Source organism: Geomonas silvestris (assembly GCF_014193515.1).
Classification (GTDB): Bacteria; Desulfobacterota; Desulfuromonadia; order Geobacterales; family Geobacteraceae; genus Geomonas; species Geomonas silvestris.
On record NZ_BLXX01000002.1, the window covers coordinates 346424 to 364514 of the forward strand.

18 protein-coding genes are annotated in these 18091 nt (G+C 62.9%); 5 read left to right on the plus strand and 13 right to left on the minus strand.

Annotated elements, in window-relative coordinates:
- Window positions 1-37: 37 nt before the first annotated feature.
- The 13 genes from GMST_RS05135 to GMST_RS05195 all read right to left on the minus strand — a co-directional run bounded on the left by GMST_RS05135 (window position 38) and on the right by GMST_RS05195 (window position 12094).
- Window positions 38-1429, minus strand: coding sequence for an MATE family efflux transporter (locus GMST_RS05135; RefSeq protein ID WP_183353559.1), 1392 nt, complete (start codon window positions 1427-1429; stop codon window positions 38-40).
- A gap of 96 nt (window positions 1430-1525) precedes the next feature.
- Window positions 1526-2254 carry an amino acid ABC transporter ATP-binding protein gene (locus GMST_RS05140; RefSeq protein ID WP_183353560.1) on the minus strand — a complete coding sequence of 243 codons (729 nt, stop codon included), beginning with the start codon at window positions 2252-2254 and terminating at the stop codon, window positions 1526-1528.
- Entirely contained in the window at window positions 2244-3044 is an 801-nt protein-coding gene (locus tag GMST_RS05145; protein WP_183353561.1) for an amino acid ABC transporter permease, read from the minus strand. The genes GMST_RS05140 and GMST_RS05145 overlap by 11 nt, the downstream gene beginning before the upstream one ends.
- Window positions 3045-3209: 165 nt before the next feature.
- The gene (locus GMST_RS05150) at window positions 3210-4007 is read right to left on the minus strand and encodes a transporter substrate-binding domain-containing protein (protein WP_246399188.1); all 798 of its coding nucleotides are present in this window, start codon (window positions 4005-4007) and stop codon (window positions 3210-3212) included.
- 205 nt (window positions 4008-4212) lie between these two features.
- On the minus strand, window positions 4213-4626 hold the full coding sequence (locus tag GMST_RS05155; protein WP_183353562.1) for a F0F1 ATP synthase subunit epsilon: 414 nt from the start codon (window positions 4624-4626) through the stop codon (window positions 4213-4215).
- A 117-nt stretch (window positions 4627-4743) separates the two neighbouring features.
- Entirely contained in the window at window positions 4744-6156 is a 1413-nt protein-coding gene (gene atpD / locus GMST_RS05160; RefSeq protein ID WP_183353563.1) for a F0F1 ATP synthase subunit beta, read from the minus strand.
- A gap of 49 nt (window positions 6157-6205) precedes the next feature.
- A complete protein-coding gene (atpG, locus tag GMST_RS05165; RefSeq protein WP_183353564.1) occupies window positions 6206-7069 on the minus strand; it encodes an ATP synthase F1 subunit gamma in 864 nt (287 codons plus the stop codon).
- A gap of 19 nt (window positions 7070-7088) precedes the next feature.
- Complete coding sequence (atpA, locus tag GMST_RS05170; protein ID WP_183353565.1) at window positions 7089-8597, minus strand: F0F1 ATP synthase subunit alpha; 1509 nt, start codon at window positions 8595-8597, stop codon at window positions 7089-7091.
- Between the two features lie 9 nt (window positions 8598-8606).
- Window positions 8607-9149 (minus strand): ATP synthase F1 subunit delta, encoded by a 543-nt coding sequence (atpH, locus tag GMST_RS05175; RefSeq protein ID WP_183353566.1) that lies wholly within the window; start codon window positions 9147-9149, stop codon window positions 8607-8609.
- Window positions 9146-9763, minus strand: a complete 618-nt coding sequence (locus GMST_RS05180; protein WP_183353567.1) for a F0F1 ATP synthase subunit B — start codon at window positions 9761-9763, stop codon at window positions 9146-9148. Before GMST_RS05180 ends, atpH begins: the two co-directional genes overlap by 4 nt.
- Before the next feature lie 2 nt (window positions 9764-9765).
- Window positions 9766-10191: a F0F1 ATP synthase subunit B family protein gene (locus tag GMST_RS05185; RefSeq protein ID WP_183353568.1), complete on the minus strand. Its 426-nt coding sequence runs from the start codon at window positions 10189-10191 to the stop codon at window positions 9766-9768.
- 285 nt (window positions 10192-10476) lie between these two features.
- Complete coding sequence (locus tag GMST_RS05190) at window positions 10477-11328, minus strand: ParB/RepB/Spo0J family partition protein (RefSeq protein WP_183353569.1); 852 nt, start codon at window positions 11326-11328, stop codon at window positions 10477-10479.
- Window positions 11321-12094 (minus strand): ParA family protein, encoded by a 774-nt coding sequence (locus GMST_RS05195; RefSeq protein ID WP_183353570.1) that lies wholly within the window; start codon window positions 12092-12094, stop codon window positions 11321-11323. Before GMST_RS05195 ends, GMST_RS05190 begins: the two co-directional genes overlap by 8 nt.
- Before the next feature lie 382 nt (window positions 12095-12476).
- On the opposite strand from GMST_RS05195, the gene GMST_RS05200 reads away from it, so the two are divergent.
- The 5 genes from GMST_RS05200 (at window position 12477) to uvrC (ending at window position 18044) form a co-directional block, all read left to right on the plus strand.
- Window positions 12477-12725, plus strand: a complete 249-nt coding sequence (locus tag GMST_RS05200; protein WP_183353571.1) for a cytochrome c3 family protein — start codon at window positions 12477-12479, stop codon at window positions 12723-12725.
- 412 nt (window positions 12726-13137) lie between these two features.
- Window positions 13138-14343, plus strand: coding sequence for a Tll0287-like domain-containing protein (locus GMST_RS05205; protein WP_183353572.1), 1206 nt, complete (start codon window positions 13138-13140; stop codon window positions 14341-14343).
- A gap of 31 nt (window positions 14344-14374) precedes the next feature.
- Entirely contained in the window at window positions 14375-15334 is a 960-nt protein-coding gene (locus tag GMST_RS22385; RefSeq protein ID WP_183353573.1) for a hypothetical protein, read from the plus strand.
- A 74-nt stretch (window positions 15335-15408) separates the two neighbouring features.
- Window positions 15409-15987, plus strand: a complete 579-nt coding sequence (locus GMST_RS05215) for an RNA-binding protein (RefSeq protein WP_183353574.1) — start codon at window positions 15409-15411, stop codon at window positions 15985-15987.
- A 224-nt stretch (window positions 15988-16211) separates the two neighbouring features.
- Window positions 16212-18044, plus strand: a complete 1833-nt coding sequence (uvrC, locus tag GMST_RS05220; protein ID WP_183353575.1) for an excinuclease ABC subunit UvrC — start codon at window positions 16212-16214, stop codon at window positions 18042-18044.
- The last annotated feature ends 47 nt before the right edge of the window (window positions 18045-18091 follow it).

Below are 18091 nucleotides of genomic sequence, written 5' to 3' on the forward strand. Positions count from 1 at the left end.
TGCTGCGGCATCGGGCCCTGGAAAAGATGGGGATAGTTTAACGCACAATATTTCCAGCGTCCGGTTCGGCGACCGGCTTGTTTTCCCGTCGGGCGAGCCGAGAGACGCTGCGCAGAACGTAGAACATCGCCACCAGGGCAGCACCCCAGGTGACCGCCAGGATCCCGCACCAGATGCCGTAGAGCCCCCAGCCAAAGAAGACCGCCAGGAGGTAGAACACGGGCACCGGCAAAACGATCTGCCTCATAAGCCCAATGACCAGCGGGAATACCGGCCGCTTCAGCCCCTGGAGCACCGAGACGCTGGTGTAGAGGATCACATAGGCGATGAAGACGAAGACCTCGATGTGCAGGTAGTTCACCCCGATCGCCACGACCGCCTGATCTTTGGTGAAGAGCCGCATCAAAGGGGCGGCCCAGATGAAGACGGCTACCGTCCCGAACCCCATCAGGACAATCCCAGCCTTGAGCGCGGCCTGGACCGTTTCCAGCACCCGCTCCAGCCGGCGGGCACCGAAGTTCTGCGCCACCAGCGTGAGGGTGGCCACGTTCATCCCCATGATCGGCATCAGGGCGATCTGCTCGATGCGGGTAGCGATGCCGTAGGCCGCCACCGCGTCGCGGCCGTAGCGCCCCACGAACCAGGTGATCACGAAGATCCCTAACCCTACGGTCAGCATGTTGAGGCTGGAGGGGAAGCCCTGCTTGAAGAGCTCCAGATAGGCGCGCCGCTCCGGCAGAAGCCCGTGCAGCGACCCGGTCAGAAGGCCGGTGCGCTTGGTGCGGCCGAAAAGGTAGAAATTTCCGAGGGCTTGGATCACCACGGTCGCCCAGGCCACACCCGCCACGCCGAGGGCCGGCATTCCGAAACCGCCGTAGAGAAACCAGGGGTCGAGGGCCAGGTTCAAAAGGCATCCCGCCACCAGGAAGTTCCGGAAGCTCTTGGTATCCCCCGTCGCGTTGAGGATCGCGTTCAGCACGAAGTTGACCAGGAAGAAGAGGCTCCCCAGGAAGATGGCATTGATGTAGCTGAGGGCGAGGGCGTGCACCTTGCCGGAGGCGCCCAGCAGGGTGAAGAGCCAGGGGGCCAGCATGAGGCCGGCGACTGTCACCAGGACGCCGTTGGCCAGGCCGAACGAGACGGTCTGCGCCGCGAGGTGGCCCGCCTCTTTCCTGTTCCCGGCTCCCAGTGCATGGCCGATCAGGGCGGTTGCCCCGGTGGAAATCCCTGCACCCACCGCGATGATCAGGAAGAAGACCGGGAAGGACATCGATAGAGCGGCGAGCGCCTCGGTTGAGATCTTGCCCCCGTAGTAGGTATCCACCACGTTGAACATGGTGTTGAAGAAGTACCCGATGCTGGTGGGGACCGCTATCTTGCGGATCAGCTTCGGTATCGGCTGGTTCAGGAGGTCGAACTGTTGGCTCATAGATTTGTGTGGTGCTCGAGAGTATGCGGCGGAGGCCGGATGGGACAAAGGGAGGATGTTACTCCGGTTTGCCGGGCGGGGCAAGCCGGATTTGGCTCAGTACTTAAGGACCCTGCTCAGAAAGCTGGCCAGCTCGGTGGTCTTCGGCTGGTCGAAGAGTTCGTCCGCGTTCCCGGTTTCCAGTATCCTGCCGCCGGAGAGGAACAGGCAGTGGTCCGCCACCCTGCGCGCGAACCCCATGTTGTGGGTCACCAGGACGAGCTCGCGCCCCTCGCCCTTCAGCTCAGCGATCAGGTCGAGCACTTCGGCCGTCATCTCCGGATCGAGCGCCGAGGTCGGTTCGTCCAGCAGCAGGAAGCGCGGCTTGATGGCGATGGCGCGCACGATGGCCACCCGCTGCTGCTGCCCGCCGGAGAGCTCCATGGGCATCTTGTGGGCGTGCGCCTCCAGGTGGAAGCGCCGCAAAAGCTCGAGGGCGTACTCCGTCGCCTCGCCGCGCTGCTGTCCCTGCGCCTGCACAAGCGGCAGGGTGACGTTCTCCAGCGCGGTCAGGTGCGGGAACAGGTTGTAGGCCTGGAAGACGGTCCCGATGCGGCGCCGGTAGCTGATCAGATGCTCCTCGTGACTGGGGAGCGGGTCGCCGTCGATGATGACGCTCCCCTGGTCCAGGAGCTCCAGGCCGGCGAGCACCCGCAAGAGGGTGGATTTCCCGCCGCCGGAGGGACCGATCAGCACCAGGGAGCGCGCCTCGGCATCCAGCGAGATGCCGTCCAGCGCCGTCTGACCGTGGAAGCGCTTCACCAGGTTGGTCAGCTTAAGTTGCATAGCGGAACCTTCCTTCCAGGTAGCGGCTTAAAAGCGATATCGGCAGGGTCAGGATCAGGTAGCCGATGGCCAGCGGCAGGTAGCTTTCCATGGTCGAGTAGGTGAAGGCGTTCACCTCCTGGGCGTTCAGGGTGATCTCGTTCACCGCGATGATGGAGAGCAACGAAGAGTCCTTGATGAGCGAGGCGAACTGCCCCGCCAAGGGTGGCAGGATCCGGCGCATCACCTGGGGGAAGATCACGTAGCGGTAGGTCTGGCCTCGGGTCAGCCCGATGGCGCGCGCCGATTCCAGCTGGGTATCGCCGACGCTCTCGATCCCCGCCCTGATGATCTCGCTTATGTAGGCGCCGGCAAAGAGCGCCAGGGTGAGCACCCCGACGGCATAGCGGTTTCCGACCCCGAAGGCGTCCGCCACCACGTAGAAGAAGACCAGGATCTGCACCAGGAGCGGCGTGCCGCGGATGAGTTCCACGTAGATCTTTCCCAGGTAGCGCAGGGTAATAAACGAGGAGCGCTGGGCAAGTGCAGCGCAGAGGCCGAAGAAGATGCTGGTGATGAGAGAAGCCGCGGAGATGGCCAGTGTCACCAGCCAGCCGGTGAGGAACTTCTGCCGGTAGACGTAGATGGCACCCCAGTTCCAGCCGTACTGGAGGCGGTAGAAGGCATAGCTGAAGACGGCGGCGAGGATGAGGATCGCGAGCAGCACGCCGATGATCCTTCCGTGCAGGGCGATCTCTTCCTTGTTGCCCCTGCGGCGCACGAAGAAGGCGGCTGTCCAGCGTGCTTTCATGAAACCTCGGGTTACTTGCTCGGGACTGGGTGGCCGGTAGCGCCCCCCTCACCCCCGCCCATCTCCCAGAGGGCGAGGAGCAGGGGTGAGGGCGCTGCTACAACGTAAATGGTGGGCTCGGCAACCTCCCGTGTCCCCTAGGATGGGTCTGCGCCCGCCTGGCACCTACAGGAAGAACGGGTACCCCAGCTGCTTGAAGGCGTCTTTCTCCTCTTTCAGGTAGCGGTCGCCCAGCTTCCCGAAACCGCCGGTCTTCCTGAACTCGAAGAGGAACCTGTTGACCTTCGCCTTCAACTCGTCGTTGCCTTTGCGAAGGCCGATCGCCCAGGACTCGGTCTGGAAGGGCTTGAGGATCGGCCGGGTGGTCTCCCGGTTCCTCTGGAAATTCTGATAGGTCGACATCTGGTCGTAGATGAAGGCGTCTGCCTTCCCCTGCACCACCTCGAGCACCGCGGCCGCCTCCTTGTCCAGCACCAGGACCTTCGCCTTCTTCAGGTTGTTGCTGGCGTAGAGGTGTCCGGTGGTCCCCTTCTTGACCGCGATGGCCCGCCCCGGCTGGTCGAAGTCGGCGATGGTGCTCCCCGGGACCTTCTTGTTGACCAGCAGACAGAGGCCGGTGCTCAGGTAGGGATCCGAGAAGTCGATCGATTTGGCGCGCTCGGCAGTGGCCGTCATGGAAGAGATGATCAGGTCGATCTTGCCGGTCTTCAAAGCCGGAATGAGCCCATCGAAGGCCATATTCTTGATCTCGACCGGACGCCCCAGCGCCTTCCCCAGCTCGTAGGCCAGCTGCACGCTGACCCCGTCGGGCTTGCCGCTCGCATCGGTCATCTCGAAGGGGGGATACGCCAGCTCCATGCCCACCACCAGCGGTTTGCCGGCGGCCCGGGCAGGAACAGAAGCGGCCATCTGAAGGCAAAGCACAAGAGCGATGAAGAACAACCACTTGATACCGTTGGACAAGGGACACCTCCACTGGATAAAAGATGCTGTTACCTAATACACCCTGGGTCGGTCACTGTCAATGAAGGGCCGCTTACTTATGCTTGCGTTGTGCTACTGAGTACTAGGGAAGGCGGGAACGGTGTGGAGAGGGAATCTCTCTCACCACAAACAAAAAAAGAGCGGCCTTAAGCCGCTCTTTTTCCTTCTTTATGCAAAGTTCCCGTTACAGCTTCGCCTTGCCGGCAACCTGAACCCTGATCAAGGCGCGCTCGAGAGCGGCCTCGTAGATGCGGAAGTTCTTGTCCTCCGGGGTGAGCCCTTTAAGCTCAGCCTCGGCGCGGCCCAGAGCGGCCTTGGCACGCTCCAGATCGATCTCGTCCGCCTTCTCGGCGGTCTCGACCAGCACGGTAACCGTGTCGTTCTCCACCTCGAAGTAGCCCCAGTTGACCGCCATGTGGTACAGCGCACCGTCCTTTTTATAGGTCAGCTCACCGATCTTCAGGGAGGTAAGGAAGGGAGCATGGCCCGGCAGCACGCCGAACTCGCCGAGCGCACCGTTCGCGGTGATCTCGTCTACTTCTTCCGAGAGGACCTTCTTGTAGGGAGTTACCAGTTCTACTTTCAGTTTTTCAGCCATATATAACCCTTCTTAGAGTCCTGCGCCGACCCAGGTGAGCCGGTCATTACCGCAGAACCAATGGGATTGTGAAGGTCGCGGCGGGGCGAGCGGTCACCCGCCCCACCTATCGTTTGACTAGACAGCCAGCTTCTTGGCTTTCTCGATGGCTTCCTCGATGGTGCCGACCATGTAGAAGGCCTGCTCGGGGAGGTCGTCGTGCTTGCCGGCGATGATCTCCTGGAAGCCCTTGATGGTGTCCTTCAGCTCGACGTACTTGCCCGGGGAGCCGGTGAAGGCCTCTGCCACGTGGAACGGCTGGGAGAGGAACTTCTGGATCTTACGGGCGCGGGCCACGACCAGCTTGTCCTCTTCGGAAAGCTCGTCCATACCGAGGATGGCGATGATGTCCTGGAGGTCCTTGTACTTCTGCAGTACGTACTGGACCTGACGGGCCACGCCGTAGTGCTCGTCGCCGATAACCTGCGGGTCGAGAATACGGGAGGTGGAGTCCAAGGGGTCCACTGCCGGGTAGATGCCGAGCTCGGCGATCTGACGGGAGAGAACGGTGGTCGCGTCCAAGTGGGCGAAGGCGGTTGCCGGAGCCGGGTCGGTCAAGTCGTCGGCCGGTACGTAGATCGCCTGAACCGAGGTGATGGAACCTTTCTTGGTCGAGGTGATGCGCTCCTGCAGCTCGCCCATCTCGGTTGCCAGGGTCGGCTGGTAACCTACCGCGGACGGGATACGGCCCAGAAGTGCGGATACCTCGGAACCTGCCTGGGTGAAGCGGAAGATGTTGTCGACGAAGAGGAGCACGTCCTGGCCTTCCTCGTCACGGAAGTACTCGGCGATGGAGAGCGCGGAGAGAGCGACGCGGGCACGTGCCCCCGGCGGCTCGTTCATCTGGCCGTACACCAGAGCGGCCTTGTCGAGAACGCCCGACTCTTTCATCTCCATCCAGAGGTCGTTACCTTCGCGGGTACGCTCACCCACGCCGGCGAAGACCGAGAAACCGCCGTGCTGCTTGGCGATGTTGTTGATGAGTTCCATGATGAGAACGGTCTTGCCGACGCCGGCGCCGCCGAACAGGCCGATCTTGCCGCCCCTGGCGTACGGTGCCAAGAGGTCGACGACCTTGATGCCGGTGGTGAACGCCTCGACCTTGGTGGACTGGTCCACGAAGAGCGGTGCGTCGCGGTGGATGCCGTACTCTTTCTCGGCGCCTACCGGACCCATCTCGTCAACCGGCTCGCCGATGACGTTCAGGATGCGGCCCAGGGTCTTCTTGCCGACCGGGACGGAGATCTGCTTGCCGGTGTCGACGGCTTCCTGGCCGCGAACCAGACCATCGGTGGAGTCCATTGCGATGGTACGGACAGCGTTCTCACCCAGGTGCTGGGCAACTTCCAGAACCAGGTTCAGCGGCTGATCGTCAATGGCCGGGTTGGTTACCCGGAGTGCCTGGTAGATCGGCGGGAGCTTGCCCGGCTCGAATTCGACGTCGATAACCGCGCCGATGACCTGCGAAATTTTTCCGATGTTCTGGCTCATGTAACCTCTTCCTCCTGCGGCCCTCGCGGACCACTATTTGTTATAAGTTTTAACCTTTAATGGATTCCGCACCGGAGATGATTTCCATCAGCTCCGTGGTGATGGCCGCCTGACGTGCCCGGTTGTAGATCAGGGTAAGCTTCCCGATCATCTCGGTCGCGTTCTTGGAAGCAGCGTCCATCGCCGTCATACGTGCGCCGTGCTCGGAGGCAACCGACTCGAGGAGCGCCTTGAACACCTGGACTTCGATGTGCTTGGGCAACAACTCGTCCAGAAGGGCCGCCTTGGAGGGCTCGTAGATGTACTCGACGCCCTGCTCCTCGTTATCCTGGTCCTTCGGGGCGATGGGCAGGAGCTGCTCCAGGGTGATATCCTGGGTCATGACGCTCTTGAAGGCGTTGTAGATGACGTAAACTTCGTCGTACTCCTCGGCCAGGTACCCCTCGATCAGCTCCTGGGCCACGAGGGCTGCGGTCTGGTAGGAGAGGGTCGAGAAGATGTTGCCGTGGTGCTTCCTGACCGTGTGACGGCTTCTCAGGAACTCGTACCCTTTGCGGCCGATGGTCATCAGCGAAAGCTCGCTGAACTCACCCTTGCGCTCACGGATGAAGCGCTCGGCTGCCTTGGAGAGGTTGGCGTTGAAGCCGCCGCACAGACCGCGGTCCGAGGTGACCACCACCAAGAGGGCCCGACGGCTCTCGCGCTGCACCATGAGGGGATTGGCATCCGCCTCCTGGCTCGCTGCCAGGCGCTCCAGCACCTCGGCCAGTTTCCCGGCGTACGGCCGCGCCGCTACAACGTTCTCCTGGGCGCGCCGCAGCTTGGCCGCCGAGACCATCTTCATGGCCTTGGTGATCTGGCGGGTATTTTTTACGGATACGATCCGCTTCTTGATGCTCTTAAGGTTCGCCATTTAGCTGTCCGTCCTTGGATTAGGCAGTAAATTCCTTCTTGAACTCCTCGAGGCAGGCGACGATCTGTGCTTTCAGGTCGTCGTCGATGGCCTTCTTGTCGCGCAGGGTGGCCAGAACGTCGGCCTTGCGGGAGTCGAAGAACGCGTAGAGTTCGGTCTCGTAGCGGCCCAGGGATGCGACCGGGTAGTCGTCGACGTAGCCGTTGTTGGCTGCGAAGATGACCAGAACCTGCTTCTCGTTGGAGAGCGGACGGTACTGGGGCTGCTTCAGGATCTCGACCAGGCGGGCGCCGCGGGCGAGCTGCATCTGGGTCGCCTTGTCCAGGTCGGAACCGAACTGGGCGAAGGCTGCCATCTCGCGGTACTGGGCGAGCGCCAGACGCAGGGTGCCGGCAACCTGCTTCATCGACTTCATCTGGGCCGAGCCGCCGACGCGGGAAACCGAGAGGCCGACGTTGATGGCCGGGCGTACGCCGGAGTAGAACAGGTCGCTCTCCAGGTAGATCTGGCCGTCGGTGATGGAAATTACGTTGGTCGGGATGTAGGCCGACACGTCGCCTGCCTGGGTCTCGATGACCGGCAGAGCGGTGAGCGAACCGGCGCCGCACTCGTCGGACACCTTGCAGGCACGCTCCAGGAGACGGCTGTGCAGGTAGAATACGTCGCCCGGGTAAGCTTCACGCCCCGGCGGACGGCGGAGCAGAAGCGAAAGCTGGCGGTATGCGACGGCCTGCTTGGAGAGGTCATCGTAGATGATCAGGGCGTGCTGCCCCTTGTCGCGGAAGTACTCGCCCATGGTGACGCCGGTGTAGGGGGCGATGAACTGCAGCGGAGCCGGCTCGGAAGCGGTAGCGGCAACGACGATGGTGTAATCCATGGCGCCGTGCTCTTTCAGCTTGGAGACGACCTGGGCAACCGTGGAGCGCTTCTGGCCGATTGCGACGTAGATGCAGATCACGTCGCCGCCCTTCTGGTTGATGATGGTGTCGATGGCGACGGCGGTCTTGCCGGTCTGACGGTCGCCGATGATCAGCTCGCGCTGACCGCGCCCGATCGGAACCATGGAGTCGATCGCCTTGAGGCCCGTCTGCATCGGCTGGTGCACCGACTTACGCTTGACGATGCCGGGGGCCTTCACTTCGACCTTGCCGAAGGTGGAGGTGTTGATGGCGCCCAGGCCGTCGATCGGCTCGCCGATCGCGTTGACCACGCGGCCCACCAGGGCGTCGCCTACCGGGACCTCGACGATCCTGCCGGTCAGCTTGACCTGGTCGCCTTCCTTGATCTCGGAGAAGTCACCGAGGATCGCGGCACCGACGTTGTCTTCTTCCAGGTTGAGGACCATGCCGGTGATACCGCCCGGGAACTCGAGCAGCTCGCCTGCCATCGCCTTGTCAAGACCGTGGATACGGGCAATACCGTCACCGATGGAGATAATGGTGCCGGTTTCGGCTACCTCTACCTCTTTGCCGTACCCCTTGATCTGCTTCTTGATAATCTCGCTGATTTCTTCCGCTTTGATTTCCATAGAACCGTCTCACCCCTTCTGTAATGTATCTTGAATTCTTGCTAACTGTGTCCTTACGCTTCCGTCAAAGACTTTGCCGCCGATCTTGGTGATAACACCGCCGATGAGCGAGGGATCCACTTCAACCTTGAGTTCCACCTTCTTGCCGGTCGACTTCGCGAGCGTCGCCTTGATCTCTTCGATCTGGGCGGCGTCCAGCGGCAGGCCGGAGGTGAGCGTCGGGCGGATCACGCCGGACAGCTCGTCGGCCATGGCGCCGTAGCTCTCTGCGATGAGCGGCAGCGCAGCGAGGCGGCCGCGCTCCAAAAGGAGCATCAGCAGGTTGGATACGATCGGGGAGACCTGGGAGCGGCTAACCAGCTCCTTCATGATCTCGGTCTTGGACTCGATGCCGTAGGCGGGGTTGCTGAACACTTGGGCGAGCTCGCGGTTCTCGGTGAGAAGCGCGCTGAACCGGCCCAGGTCGGCATTGTACTGGTCGACGGCCCCGGACTCGGAACCTATCTGCACCAGCGCCTTGGCGTAACGTTTGGCAATCGCGTTAATGCTCAATGTAGAGTCACCACCTTGGAGATATATTCGCCCACCAGCTTGTCCTGGTCGCCTTTTGCAATGTTCTTCACGATCTTCTGCTCGGCAAGCTCAACGGCCAGCTTGGCGGCCTCGGCGCGGAGCTCGTTTTTCGCCTTGAGCACTTCCTGCTCGGCGGCCACTTCGGCCTGGGCCACGATGCGGGCAGCGGCTGCGTTCGCCTCGGCGACGATGCGCTCCTTCTCCAGCTCGCCTTCGCGCTTCATGTTGGCCGAGATCTGCTCGATCTCCTGGTTGGCGGCCTCGAGGCGACCGTTGTACTCCTGGAACTTCTTCTCGGCGGCTTCCTTGGCGGCGACCGCTTCTTCCAGGGTGCGCTTGATGCCGGCGGAACGGGCGGCCAGGGTCCCTTTCAGATCGGCCTTCTTGATGGCCCAGACGGCGATGAGCACCAGGGCGCCGAAGTCGACACAGCGCCAGATGAAGTCCTTCATCTGAGCGGCGCCGTGCCCGCCTTCGTGGCCGCCGGCGGCGTGCTGGGCCTCTTCGGCGAAACCGAAGGCGGCCAGGCCGAGGACGATGCCGCAGACGCAGAGAGCGGTCAGGGCGGTGCGGGAGATACGAGTAATATGCATGCTTACAGACTCCTTCCGAGTACTTTTTCGCAGATATCGGCGGACAGGGCCTCGGCGCTCGCCTTCAGGGCAGCGCGGGCTTCCTCGGCTTCCTTGGCGACCTTGGCCTTGATGGAAGCGAGCTTCTCGGTCGACTCCTGACGGGCCTTCTCGAGGATGGCGGCTTCCTGAGCCTGCGCTTCCTTCTTAAGGACAGCGCGCTCGTCGGCGGCGCCGGAGCGGATCTCGCGCAGGCGGGCCTCGTAGCTGGCCATCTTCTCCTGCACCTCGCGATCAACGGCAGCGCTCTTCTCTTTAGCGCCGGCGATCAGCGCGGCCCGGTCGGCAAGATGCTTCCTGATCGGCTTGTACAGAAAGACGTTCAAAAGCAGCACCAGGACCAGGAAGTTCACCAGCTGGAATACAAATGCGATGTCTAAATTGATCACCAATCCACCTCTTGTTGAACATTTTTAAAGCGCTTGCTCACCCGCACCAAATCCGCGGTGCGCAAAACAGGTGGTAACTACCACATAAATCCCTCAACAGTCAAGTGATTTATCCGTTTCCAAGGCAAAATTGTATACACGTATACCTTTCATGCGGTTAGCGGGCGCTGATTAGCGGGAAGCAGTTCTGCAGATTTCCTTGCCGGGAGAAGGGGAAGCTGGGGAAGGAAGAAGGGGCGCCGGAGCCCAGCGTTGCGGGCTCCGGCCTTGGGTGAGGCAGACCGGTTAGAGGTCGAGGATTTCGATGATGCGGGCCAGGTCCTTCTGGTCCGAGAAGCTGATCTCCAGCTTGCCGCCACGCCCGGAGCGGCGCAGGGCGACCTTGGCGGCGAAATGGCGCTGGATGCGGTCCAGAAGGTCGCGGTGGTCGGCATCCTCGGCCTTGCGCGCCTTGGGGACGATCTTCGCCTTCTTCTTCTTGACCAGCGCCTCCGCCTCGCGCACCGAGAGGTGCTTGGAGACGATCTCGTCGCGGGCCGCCTTCTGCTCCTCGTGGTCCTCGAGGGTCAAAAGGGCGCGTGCGTGCCCCATGGAGAGCCTATCCTCGGCGATGTCGCGCTTGATCTCGGGGGGGAGCTTCAAGAGCCTCAAGGCGTTCGCGATGGTGGAGCGCTCCTTGCCGACCCTTTTGGCGAGCTCCTCCTGGGAGAGGTCGAAGCGCTCCAAAAGGGCGTGGTAGGCCTCGGCCTCCTCAACCGCGTTCAGGTCCTCGCGCTGGATGTTCTCGATGAGCGCCATCTCGAGGGCGGTGTCCTCGGAGACGTCCTGGATCACCACCGGAACCTCTCTCAGGCCCGCCTTCTGGGCGGCACGCCAACGGCGCTCGCCGGCGATGATCTCGTAGTGGTCCTCGCGCCTTAGCACGACGATCGGCTGGATGATCCCCTTCTCGCGGATCGAGGCGGCAAGCTCCTCCAGCTTCTCGTTAACGAAGGTCTTGCGCGGCTGCTCCTTGTTGGGCTTGATCTCCTCGATCGGGCAGGAGAAGAACTTCTTGCCGGCCTTGTCTTCCACCACCGGAAGCGGTGGCGGGATCAGCGCGCCAATCCCCTTGCCCAGTCCCATCTTCTTAACCATGTGCCGCCTCCCGCGTGATCAGTTCCTTGGCCAGGTCCAGGTAGCTCGTGGCCCCCTTCGAGGTGATATCGTAGAGGATGATCGGCTTGCCGTGCGAGGGGGCCTCGGAGAGCCTCACGTTCCTCGGGATCACCGTCTCGAAGGTCTCTTTCGGGAAGTGGGTGCGGATCTCCTCGCTCACCTGGTGCGAGAGGTTGTTGCGGGCGTCGAACATGGTGAGCAGGATCCCTTCGATCTTCAGCGCGTTGTTGAGCCCCTGCTGGATGAGCCCTATGGTCTTCAGGATCTGGGAGAGCCCTTCCATGGCGTAAAACTCGCACTGCATCGGGATCAGCACCGAGTGGGCCGCGGTCATGGCGTTGATGGTCAAGAGGCTCAACGACGGCGGGCAGTCGATGAAGATGTAGTCGTAGGAGCCGTTCACCTTGGCGAGGATCTGCTTGAGCCGCTGCTCGCGCCCCTGCACGTCGGCCAGTTCCAGCTCGGCGCCTGCCAGGTCCGAGGTCGCCGGCAAAAGGTGCAGGAAGGGGATCTCCGTCTGCAGCACGATCTTGTCCGGTGCCGTGTCCTCGATCAGGGCATCGTAGATGCTCTCGGTAAGCGCCGACTTGTCGGTGCCGACACCGGAGCCCGCGTTCCCCTGCGGGTCCATGTCCACCAAAAGGACCCGGCGCTCCGCAACCGCCAGCGACGCGGCGAGGTTCACCGCGGTCGTGGTCTTGCCGACACCGCCTTTCTGATTCGCCACACAGATGATTTTTGCCATATCGTTTCCCGCCCGAAATTGGTTGGTCTCTTGGTCCAGGTAAAAAAGCTTCCTGAAAAAGACATGAAAATTACCACAGCGGCGCCGCTATGCAAAGCGTTTTTCTCGGCGTCTTGCCTAACCCTCTTGACTTAGGTCAAGGCATCCTGATGCCGAGCGCGCTAGGCTGTAGCTGTCCCATGCCGTCCGCCCCCAGCCTCGCCCGCGGTGCAGGACGCCGGGAGCGGCTTTGGCCGTGCAGACGGAGCGGACCGGCCGGAAGGCTTCAAGGATGGTGCGTGGATCACCTCGCGCCCCGGGAAGCTTAAGCGCTGCCCCCCGGAGCCGCTTTCGGAACGCAGCACAAGCGTCACAGACCAGAATAGGACCACAAGGAGTAATCATGAAAATCGTCGTAGCTACCCTCGCGTTGCTCATCACCGCCCAGAGCGCCTTCGCCTTCCAGTGCAACGAATGTCACAGCAAGAACCCGGCAATGGTCAAGATGCACAAGGCGCTGCAGGGGCGCGACTGTTTCGCCTGCCACCGGATCGGCGAAAAACTGATGGGTAAGGCCGTACCCAAGGACAAGGCCGCCCAGATGCAGCGCCGGGTGACCGAGGCGATCTGCCTGGAGTGCCACAAGAAGTAGTCCTGACCGCGTCGCGGAGTCCCGGGGAAGTACGATCTTTAGCTGGCAAAAGAGTCCTCACGTCCCCCCCTTTGCAAAAGGGGGGATTCGCTTTTAGCCTTCCCTGCGCTCTCCAGCGGTCGCAACTCTGGCTCAACCCCTTCTGCCGCCGCGTATTCGCTAGCGTTCCCACGCTCCGGCGTGGGAACGCTAGCCGGGGACGCTCCAGCGCCCCCTTTTTTTGGCACCGAAGCAACCACCCAGGCATGCGTCGCAAGCCCCGCCTCCCCAATGAAGAGCAGCTCCCCCACCCTCCAACCATCCTGCCACGCGACGGCCGGACTTCTTATCCCCTTAACATCCCGTACTCCTTGCGCATCCTACCACCTCCGGTATACTTGCCCTGGCTAATTAACCGCCTGCCGGAGGGTGCATGCCCCGCTTTGCCGATCTGCCGATTCGCAGCAAGTTCAATATCCTGCTCTCCCTGTTGTTGCTGGTCCTCTTTCTTGCCTCCGCCCTCTTCACCTACCAGCGCCAGAAGAGTTTCGTGCTGCGCTTTGCCGTCGACAACGCCCGCAACTTCGCACGCCAGCTCGTCGAGACCCGCGACTACATGTCCAGCGTGGTAAGAGGCGAGCCGGAGCAGAATTACAACCTGGTGCCGCAGGTGGTGGCGACCCAGGTCGCCAAGCGCGTCACCCAGAACACCAAGTACTACCTGCGCCAGGTCTCGCTGCGCTACCGCAACCCACAGAACAGTCCGGACGCCTACGAAGCCGAGCAGCTCAAGAAGTTCGCCCACGAGTCCCGCCCCCGTGAGGTGTACGGCGTCCTGGAATCCGATGGGAAGCAGGTCTTCCGCTACCTGCAGCCGATGATCGCCACCCAGTCCTGCCTTGAGTGCCACGGCACCTACCAGTCCGCACCCGATTTTGTCCAGAGGCGCTTCCCGCCGGGGCACTACTCCTACAACTACAAGGTGGGTGAGGTGATCGGGGCGGTATCCGTCACCATCCCGATGCAGGACCTCTACGCCGGGCTGGGGGTGAATTTCCAACTCGACCTCGCCACCCGGGGTGCGGTCTTCTTCCTGATCATCCTGATCACCGGCATGGTGCTGCGCCGCCAGATCATCGACCCGGTCAAACTCCTCTCGGAAGAGATCACCCATGTCACGAAGACCGGCGACTTCGAGCACAAGCTCCCCAGTCACGCCAACGACGAGATCGGCCAAACCTTCACCGCCTTCAACGACATGATGGACGAGCTGGCGCGCCGCACCCTGCAGTCGCGCGAGGCGGACGAGCGCTACCGGCTCTTCATCGAACTCTCCAACTCGGCGGTAGCCACCTTCCTGCAGGACGGCAAGATCGTCATCGCCAACCAGAAGGCCGAGGCCCTCTTCGAGCGTTCGCGCCAGTCGCTCCTGGGGGAGTCCCTCTTCGGCTTCCTGCAGGACGACGAGCTGTTCCGCAGGCTCCTGGCTCCCGGCATGAGGGGTAAGGAAGAAGACGTGCCGGTCACCGTGCGCGGCAGCAAGGGGAAGCTCACCGAGGTGCTGGTCTCCGTCACCGCCTCGCGCACCGACCGGGAGCCGATGTTCACCGCCATTTTGCGCGAGAAGGAGACCACGTGAGTCCCGCGCCGATACCACCGTCGAGGCTGTGATGCCGGCCGTGCTGGTTCTCTCCCGCGGGGAGCGCCTGCTGCGGCTGGTCCGCCCCCTGGTGCAACCTAACCTTTTGCGCCTCCATACTGCTGCGACCCTGGGCGAGGCACGTGAGGTGCTAGCGGAGCAGCAACCCGAGTGGGTTCTTGCCGACCTCGCCAGCCTGCCAGATTACGGTGCTGCCGAGATTACCGCGGCGTTGTCCGGCCCGGCGACCAGTGTGGTCCTGCTGGCTACGGGCCACGAGGCGATCGCGCCAGGCACCCCAAGCAGAGCGGACTTGGTACTGGACCTCGCGCTATCCGATGCCGAACTGGTCCACGCCCTCAGGTCGCTCATCTGCTCCGGATCGACTGCCGAGCAACCGCAACCCGCCCCAGCACACCCCCTGGCCCAGGCAAGAGCACTCCTCTTCACCACCCCAGACCAGCAAGCCGAGCGCCCTCATCTCTGGGCGGCCCTTGGCAGCGCAGCGGTCTTCGGGACGGCCCTGGTCTTCTGGGCAGTCGCGGGGAGGCGGGGCCCTGAAGCCGTTCCCAGCCGTGCCGTTCCCGCAGCGCCACCGGTAGCGTCTTCCGCCCCATCTCCCGTTCCGACACCACTACCGGCTCCCGCACCAAGGCCCCTACCGGCTCCGGCACAGGCGCGGCGCCCCGCGGCTGGACGATCGGTGAACTACTCTCAACCTGCCAGAAACGAACCGACCGATCCCGCAGCACCTGAAGGGGTTCCTCCCGGATCCGTCGTAGTGGGGCCCAACGAAACGGTGTTGAGAATCCTCAAGCGCGATTTCGGGCTCGGCTACCACGAGGCATTGGCCCTTTTGCCCGCGCTGCGGCGCCTCAACAAAGGGAGAGACCTGGACCGGCTGCAGCCCGGGCAGAGGCTGGAACTGCCACCGGAGCTGCTTACCGGCGCCGCACCCGAGGCACCTGCCCCGTCCGGCGGATCAGAATGACTTTGCTGCGGAAGATCCGGTGTGCTAGAGTGGTCTCCGAGAAAACCAGAGATTGATCTAAGGGAGAAGAAGTAATGAGTAAAGAGCTGTACGTGGGACATCTGTCCTATGACGCGACAGAATGGGAGCTGGAGAAGCTGTTCTCCGTGTCGGGGCGGGTTACCTCGATCCACCTGATCACCGATCCGGTCACCGGCCAGTTCAAGGGGTGCGGCTACGTGAGGATGTCCACCGAGGCTGAGGCCAAAGATGCCATCCTCTCGCTGGACGGTGCGCGCTTTTTGGATAGTACCATCACCGTTTCCGAGGCTCGTCCCCAGAAGCTGGTGACCAAGGGTGGCTACAAGGGAAAATCTCCCCGTCCGCCCCAGGCCGCCGTCGGCAGAGGCGGCGCGCCCAAGAGCAGTGCGGCGAAGCCCGGCGGTTTCAAGGCGGCCGGCACTAAGCCCGCAGGCGCCAAGCCGGCAGGTGCCAAGCCGGCAGGTGCCAAGCCGGCAGGTGCCAAGCCGGCAAGTGCCAAGCCGGCAGGTGCCAAGCCGGCAAGTGCCAAGCCCGCAAGTGCCAAGCCCGCAGGAGCAAGGCCCGCAGGGAGCAAGACCGGCGGGTTCAAGGCCCCCTCCACCACCGGCAATCCGCGCAGCGGGAAACGCTAAGTCAGGCCATCCACGGCACGGGCGACCGTAACCGTGGCGCATGATCGCAGCCAGCACCCCCCTCACCCCTTCCCCTCTCCAAGAGGGCGAGGGGGTTTTTTCTGCCCGCCCCTCTTTTTCCGCCTTGACGCCGCCTCTCCCTCTCCCCCAGCCCCTAGTCCCTGCCTCATCCCCCCCTGCCTTTCCCCTTCCCCCTTTCTAAGAACGCCGCTATACTACCCCTCATGATAACGCCCGAGATGATTGCCAATTTCCCCAAGACCCCCGGTGTCTACCTGATGCGCTCCGCGGACCAGACCGTGCTCTACGTCGGCAAGGCGCGCAACCTGAAGAGCCGGGTGCGGGCGTACGTGGGGCCCGGCGACTCCCGGATCCACATCCGCTTCATGGTGCAGCAGGTAGTCTCGATCGAGTTCATCGTCACCGACACCGAGAAAGAAGCGCTGATCCTCGAGAACACACTGATTAAGCAGCACCGCCCCAAGTACAACATCAACCTGCGCGACGACAAGACCTACTTCTCGCTGCGCATGGACATGAAGGAATCCTTCCCCAGGCTCTCCATCGTGCGCAAGGTCCCCGCCGACGGCGCCCGCTACTTCGGCCCCTACGCCTCGGCCACCTCGGCGCGTGAGGTCCTGAAACAGCTCTACAAGCTCTTCCCGCTGCGCCACTACCCGCTTGCCACCTGCATGGCGCGCAAGCGCCCCTGCCTGTACTACCAGATCAAGCAGTGCTCGGCCCCCTGCTGCGGCAAGATCAGCGTCGAGGATTACGCGGCGCTCGCCGAGGGAGCGGCCCTTTTTCTGGAGGGGAAGAACAACGAGGTGGCCCGGATCTACAAGGCGCGCATGAACCAAGCCTCTGAGCAGATGCGCTACGAGGACGCGGCACGTTACCGCGACCTCGTGAAGGCGATCGAGGTGACCGTCGAGCGCCAGAAGGTGGTGGCCCGCGGGGCGGACAGTGACGTCTTCGGCATCCACCGGACCGGGGACGAGCTGCAGGTGGTGCTCTTGCACATCCGGGGCGGCGCCCTCACCGGCAGCCGCAGCTTTAGCTTCGAGTGGGAGTTGGAGACCGAAGAGGGACTCGCCTCTTTCCTCAACGAGTACTACGGCCAGGAGAATCCGATTCCGCCCCAGATCCTGCTCCCCATGCCGCTCCCCGAGCCGCAGGCGCTCGAGGAGCTCCTCTCCGAGAAGCTGGGGAAGAAGGTGGCCATCACCGCTCCGCAAAGGGGGGCGAAGCTCGAGATCGTCATGCTGGCCCAGAAAAACGCCCTCACCGCGGCACAGGAGCGGATCAAAAAGGCGGAGTCGGCAGAGGACCTCCTGGACGAGCTCTCCAGCAAGCTGCACCTGGGGCGCCTTCCGAAACGGATCGAATGCTACGACATCTCTAACATCCAGGGGGAAATGGCGGTCGGGAGCCGGGTGGTCTTCGTGGACGGCAAGGCCGATAAATCGCTGTACCGGCGCTACAGGATCCGCAGTGTCTTGCAGTCCGACGACTTCGCCATGATGCGCGAGATGCTGTCGCGGCGCTTCAAGCCCGAGAGCGCAGAGGAGCGTCCCGACCTTATCGTGGTGGACGGCGGTATCGGCCAGTTGAACGTGTTGAGCGCGGTGCTGGAGGAGTTGGGGGTAGAGGGGGTCGAGGCGGCGGGCCTCGCCAAGAGCCGGGTGGAGCGGAGCATGGAGAGCGCGGAGCTACGGCGCAGCGACGAGCGCGTCTTCCGCCCCGGGCGCAAGAACCCGATCGTGCTGAGGCAGAACTCGGCGCCGCTTCTCTTACTGGCGCGCATCCGCGACGAGGCGCACCGTTTCGCCGTCACCTACCACAAGACCGTGCGCAGCAAGGTGTTCACCAGCTCCGAGCTGGACCAGGCCGCGGGAATCGGCGCGAAGCGCAAGAAGGCCCTGCTCAAGCATTTCGGGAGCCTCAGGAAGATAAAAGAAGCGTCGCTCGCGCAGCTTACGGAAGTCGGGGGGATGAACGAGAGCACCGCGCAGAAACTCTGGGAGCACCTGCACCACGCAAAGCCTGAGGCCTGAAGCATCACCACAGAGGGGCACAGAGGAACGGCAGCGGCAAAAAACCA

What these genes read in the sequence shown, in the direction of transcription:
- GMST_RS05140 (WP_183353560.1), bottom strand. Translation starts at nt 2,254, where the DNA reads ATGCAACTTAAGCTGACCAACCTGGTGAAGCGCTTCCACGGTCAGACG.
- uvrC (WP_183353575.1), top strand. Translation starts at nt 16,212, where the DNA reads ATGATAACGCCCGAGATGATTGCCAATTTCCCCAAGACCCCCGGTGTC.
- atpD (WP_183353563.1), bottom strand. Translation starts at nt 6,156, where the DNA reads ATGAGCCAGAACATCGGAAAAATTTCGCAGGTCATCGGCGCGGTTATC.
- GMST_RS05200 (WP_183353571.1), top strand. Translation starts at nt 12,477, where the DNA reads ATGAAAATCGTCGTAGCTACCCTCGCGTTGCTCATCACCGCCCAGAGC.
- atpG (WP_183353564.1), bottom strand. Translation starts at nt 7,069, where the DNA reads ATGGCGAACCTTAAGAGCATCAAGAAGCGGATCGTATCCGTAAAAAAT.
- GMST_RS05190 (WP_183353569.1), bottom strand. Translation starts at nt 11,328, where the DNA reads ATGGTTAAGAAGATGGGACTGGGCAAGGGGATTGGCGCGCTGATCCCG.
- GMST_RS05195 (WP_183353570.1), bottom strand. Translation starts at nt 12,094, where the DNA reads ATGGCAAAAATCATCTGTGTGGCGAATCAGAAAGGCGGTGTCGGCAAG.
- GMST_RS05215 (WP_183353574.1), top strand. Translation starts at nt 15,409, where the DNA reads ATGAGTAAAGAGCTGTACGTGGGACATCTGTCCTATGACGCGACAGAA.
- GMST_RS05135 (WP_183353559.1), bottom strand. Translation starts at nt 1,429, where the DNA reads ATGAGCCAACAGTTCGACCTCCTGAACCAGCCGATACCGAAGCTGATC.
- GMST_RS05205 (WP_183353572.1), top strand. Translation starts at nt 13,138, where the DNA reads ATGCCCCGCTTTGCCGATCTGCCGATTCGCAGCAAGTTCAATATCCTG.
- atpA (WP_183353565.1), bottom strand. Translation starts at nt 8,597, where the DNA reads ATGGAAATCAAAGCGGAAGAAATCAGCGAGATTATCAAGAAGCAGATC.
- GMST_RS22385 (WP_183353573.1), top strand. Translation starts at nt 14,375, where the DNA reads ATGCCGGCCGTGCTGGTTCTCTCCCGCGGGGAGCGCCTGCTGCGGCTG.
- GMST_RS05145 (WP_183353561.1), bottom strand. Translation starts at nt 3,044, where the DNA reads ATGAAAGCACGCTGGACAGCCGCCTTCTTCGTGCGCCGCAGGGGCAAC.
- GMST_RS05155 (WP_183353562.1), bottom strand. Translation starts at nt 4,626, where the DNA reads ATGGCTGAAAAACTGAAAGTAGAACTGGTAACTCCCTACAAGAAGGTC.
- GMST_RS05180 (WP_183353567.1), bottom strand. Translation starts at nt 9,763, where the DNA reads ATGCATATTACTCGTATCTCCCGCACCGCCCTGACCGCTCTCTGCGTC.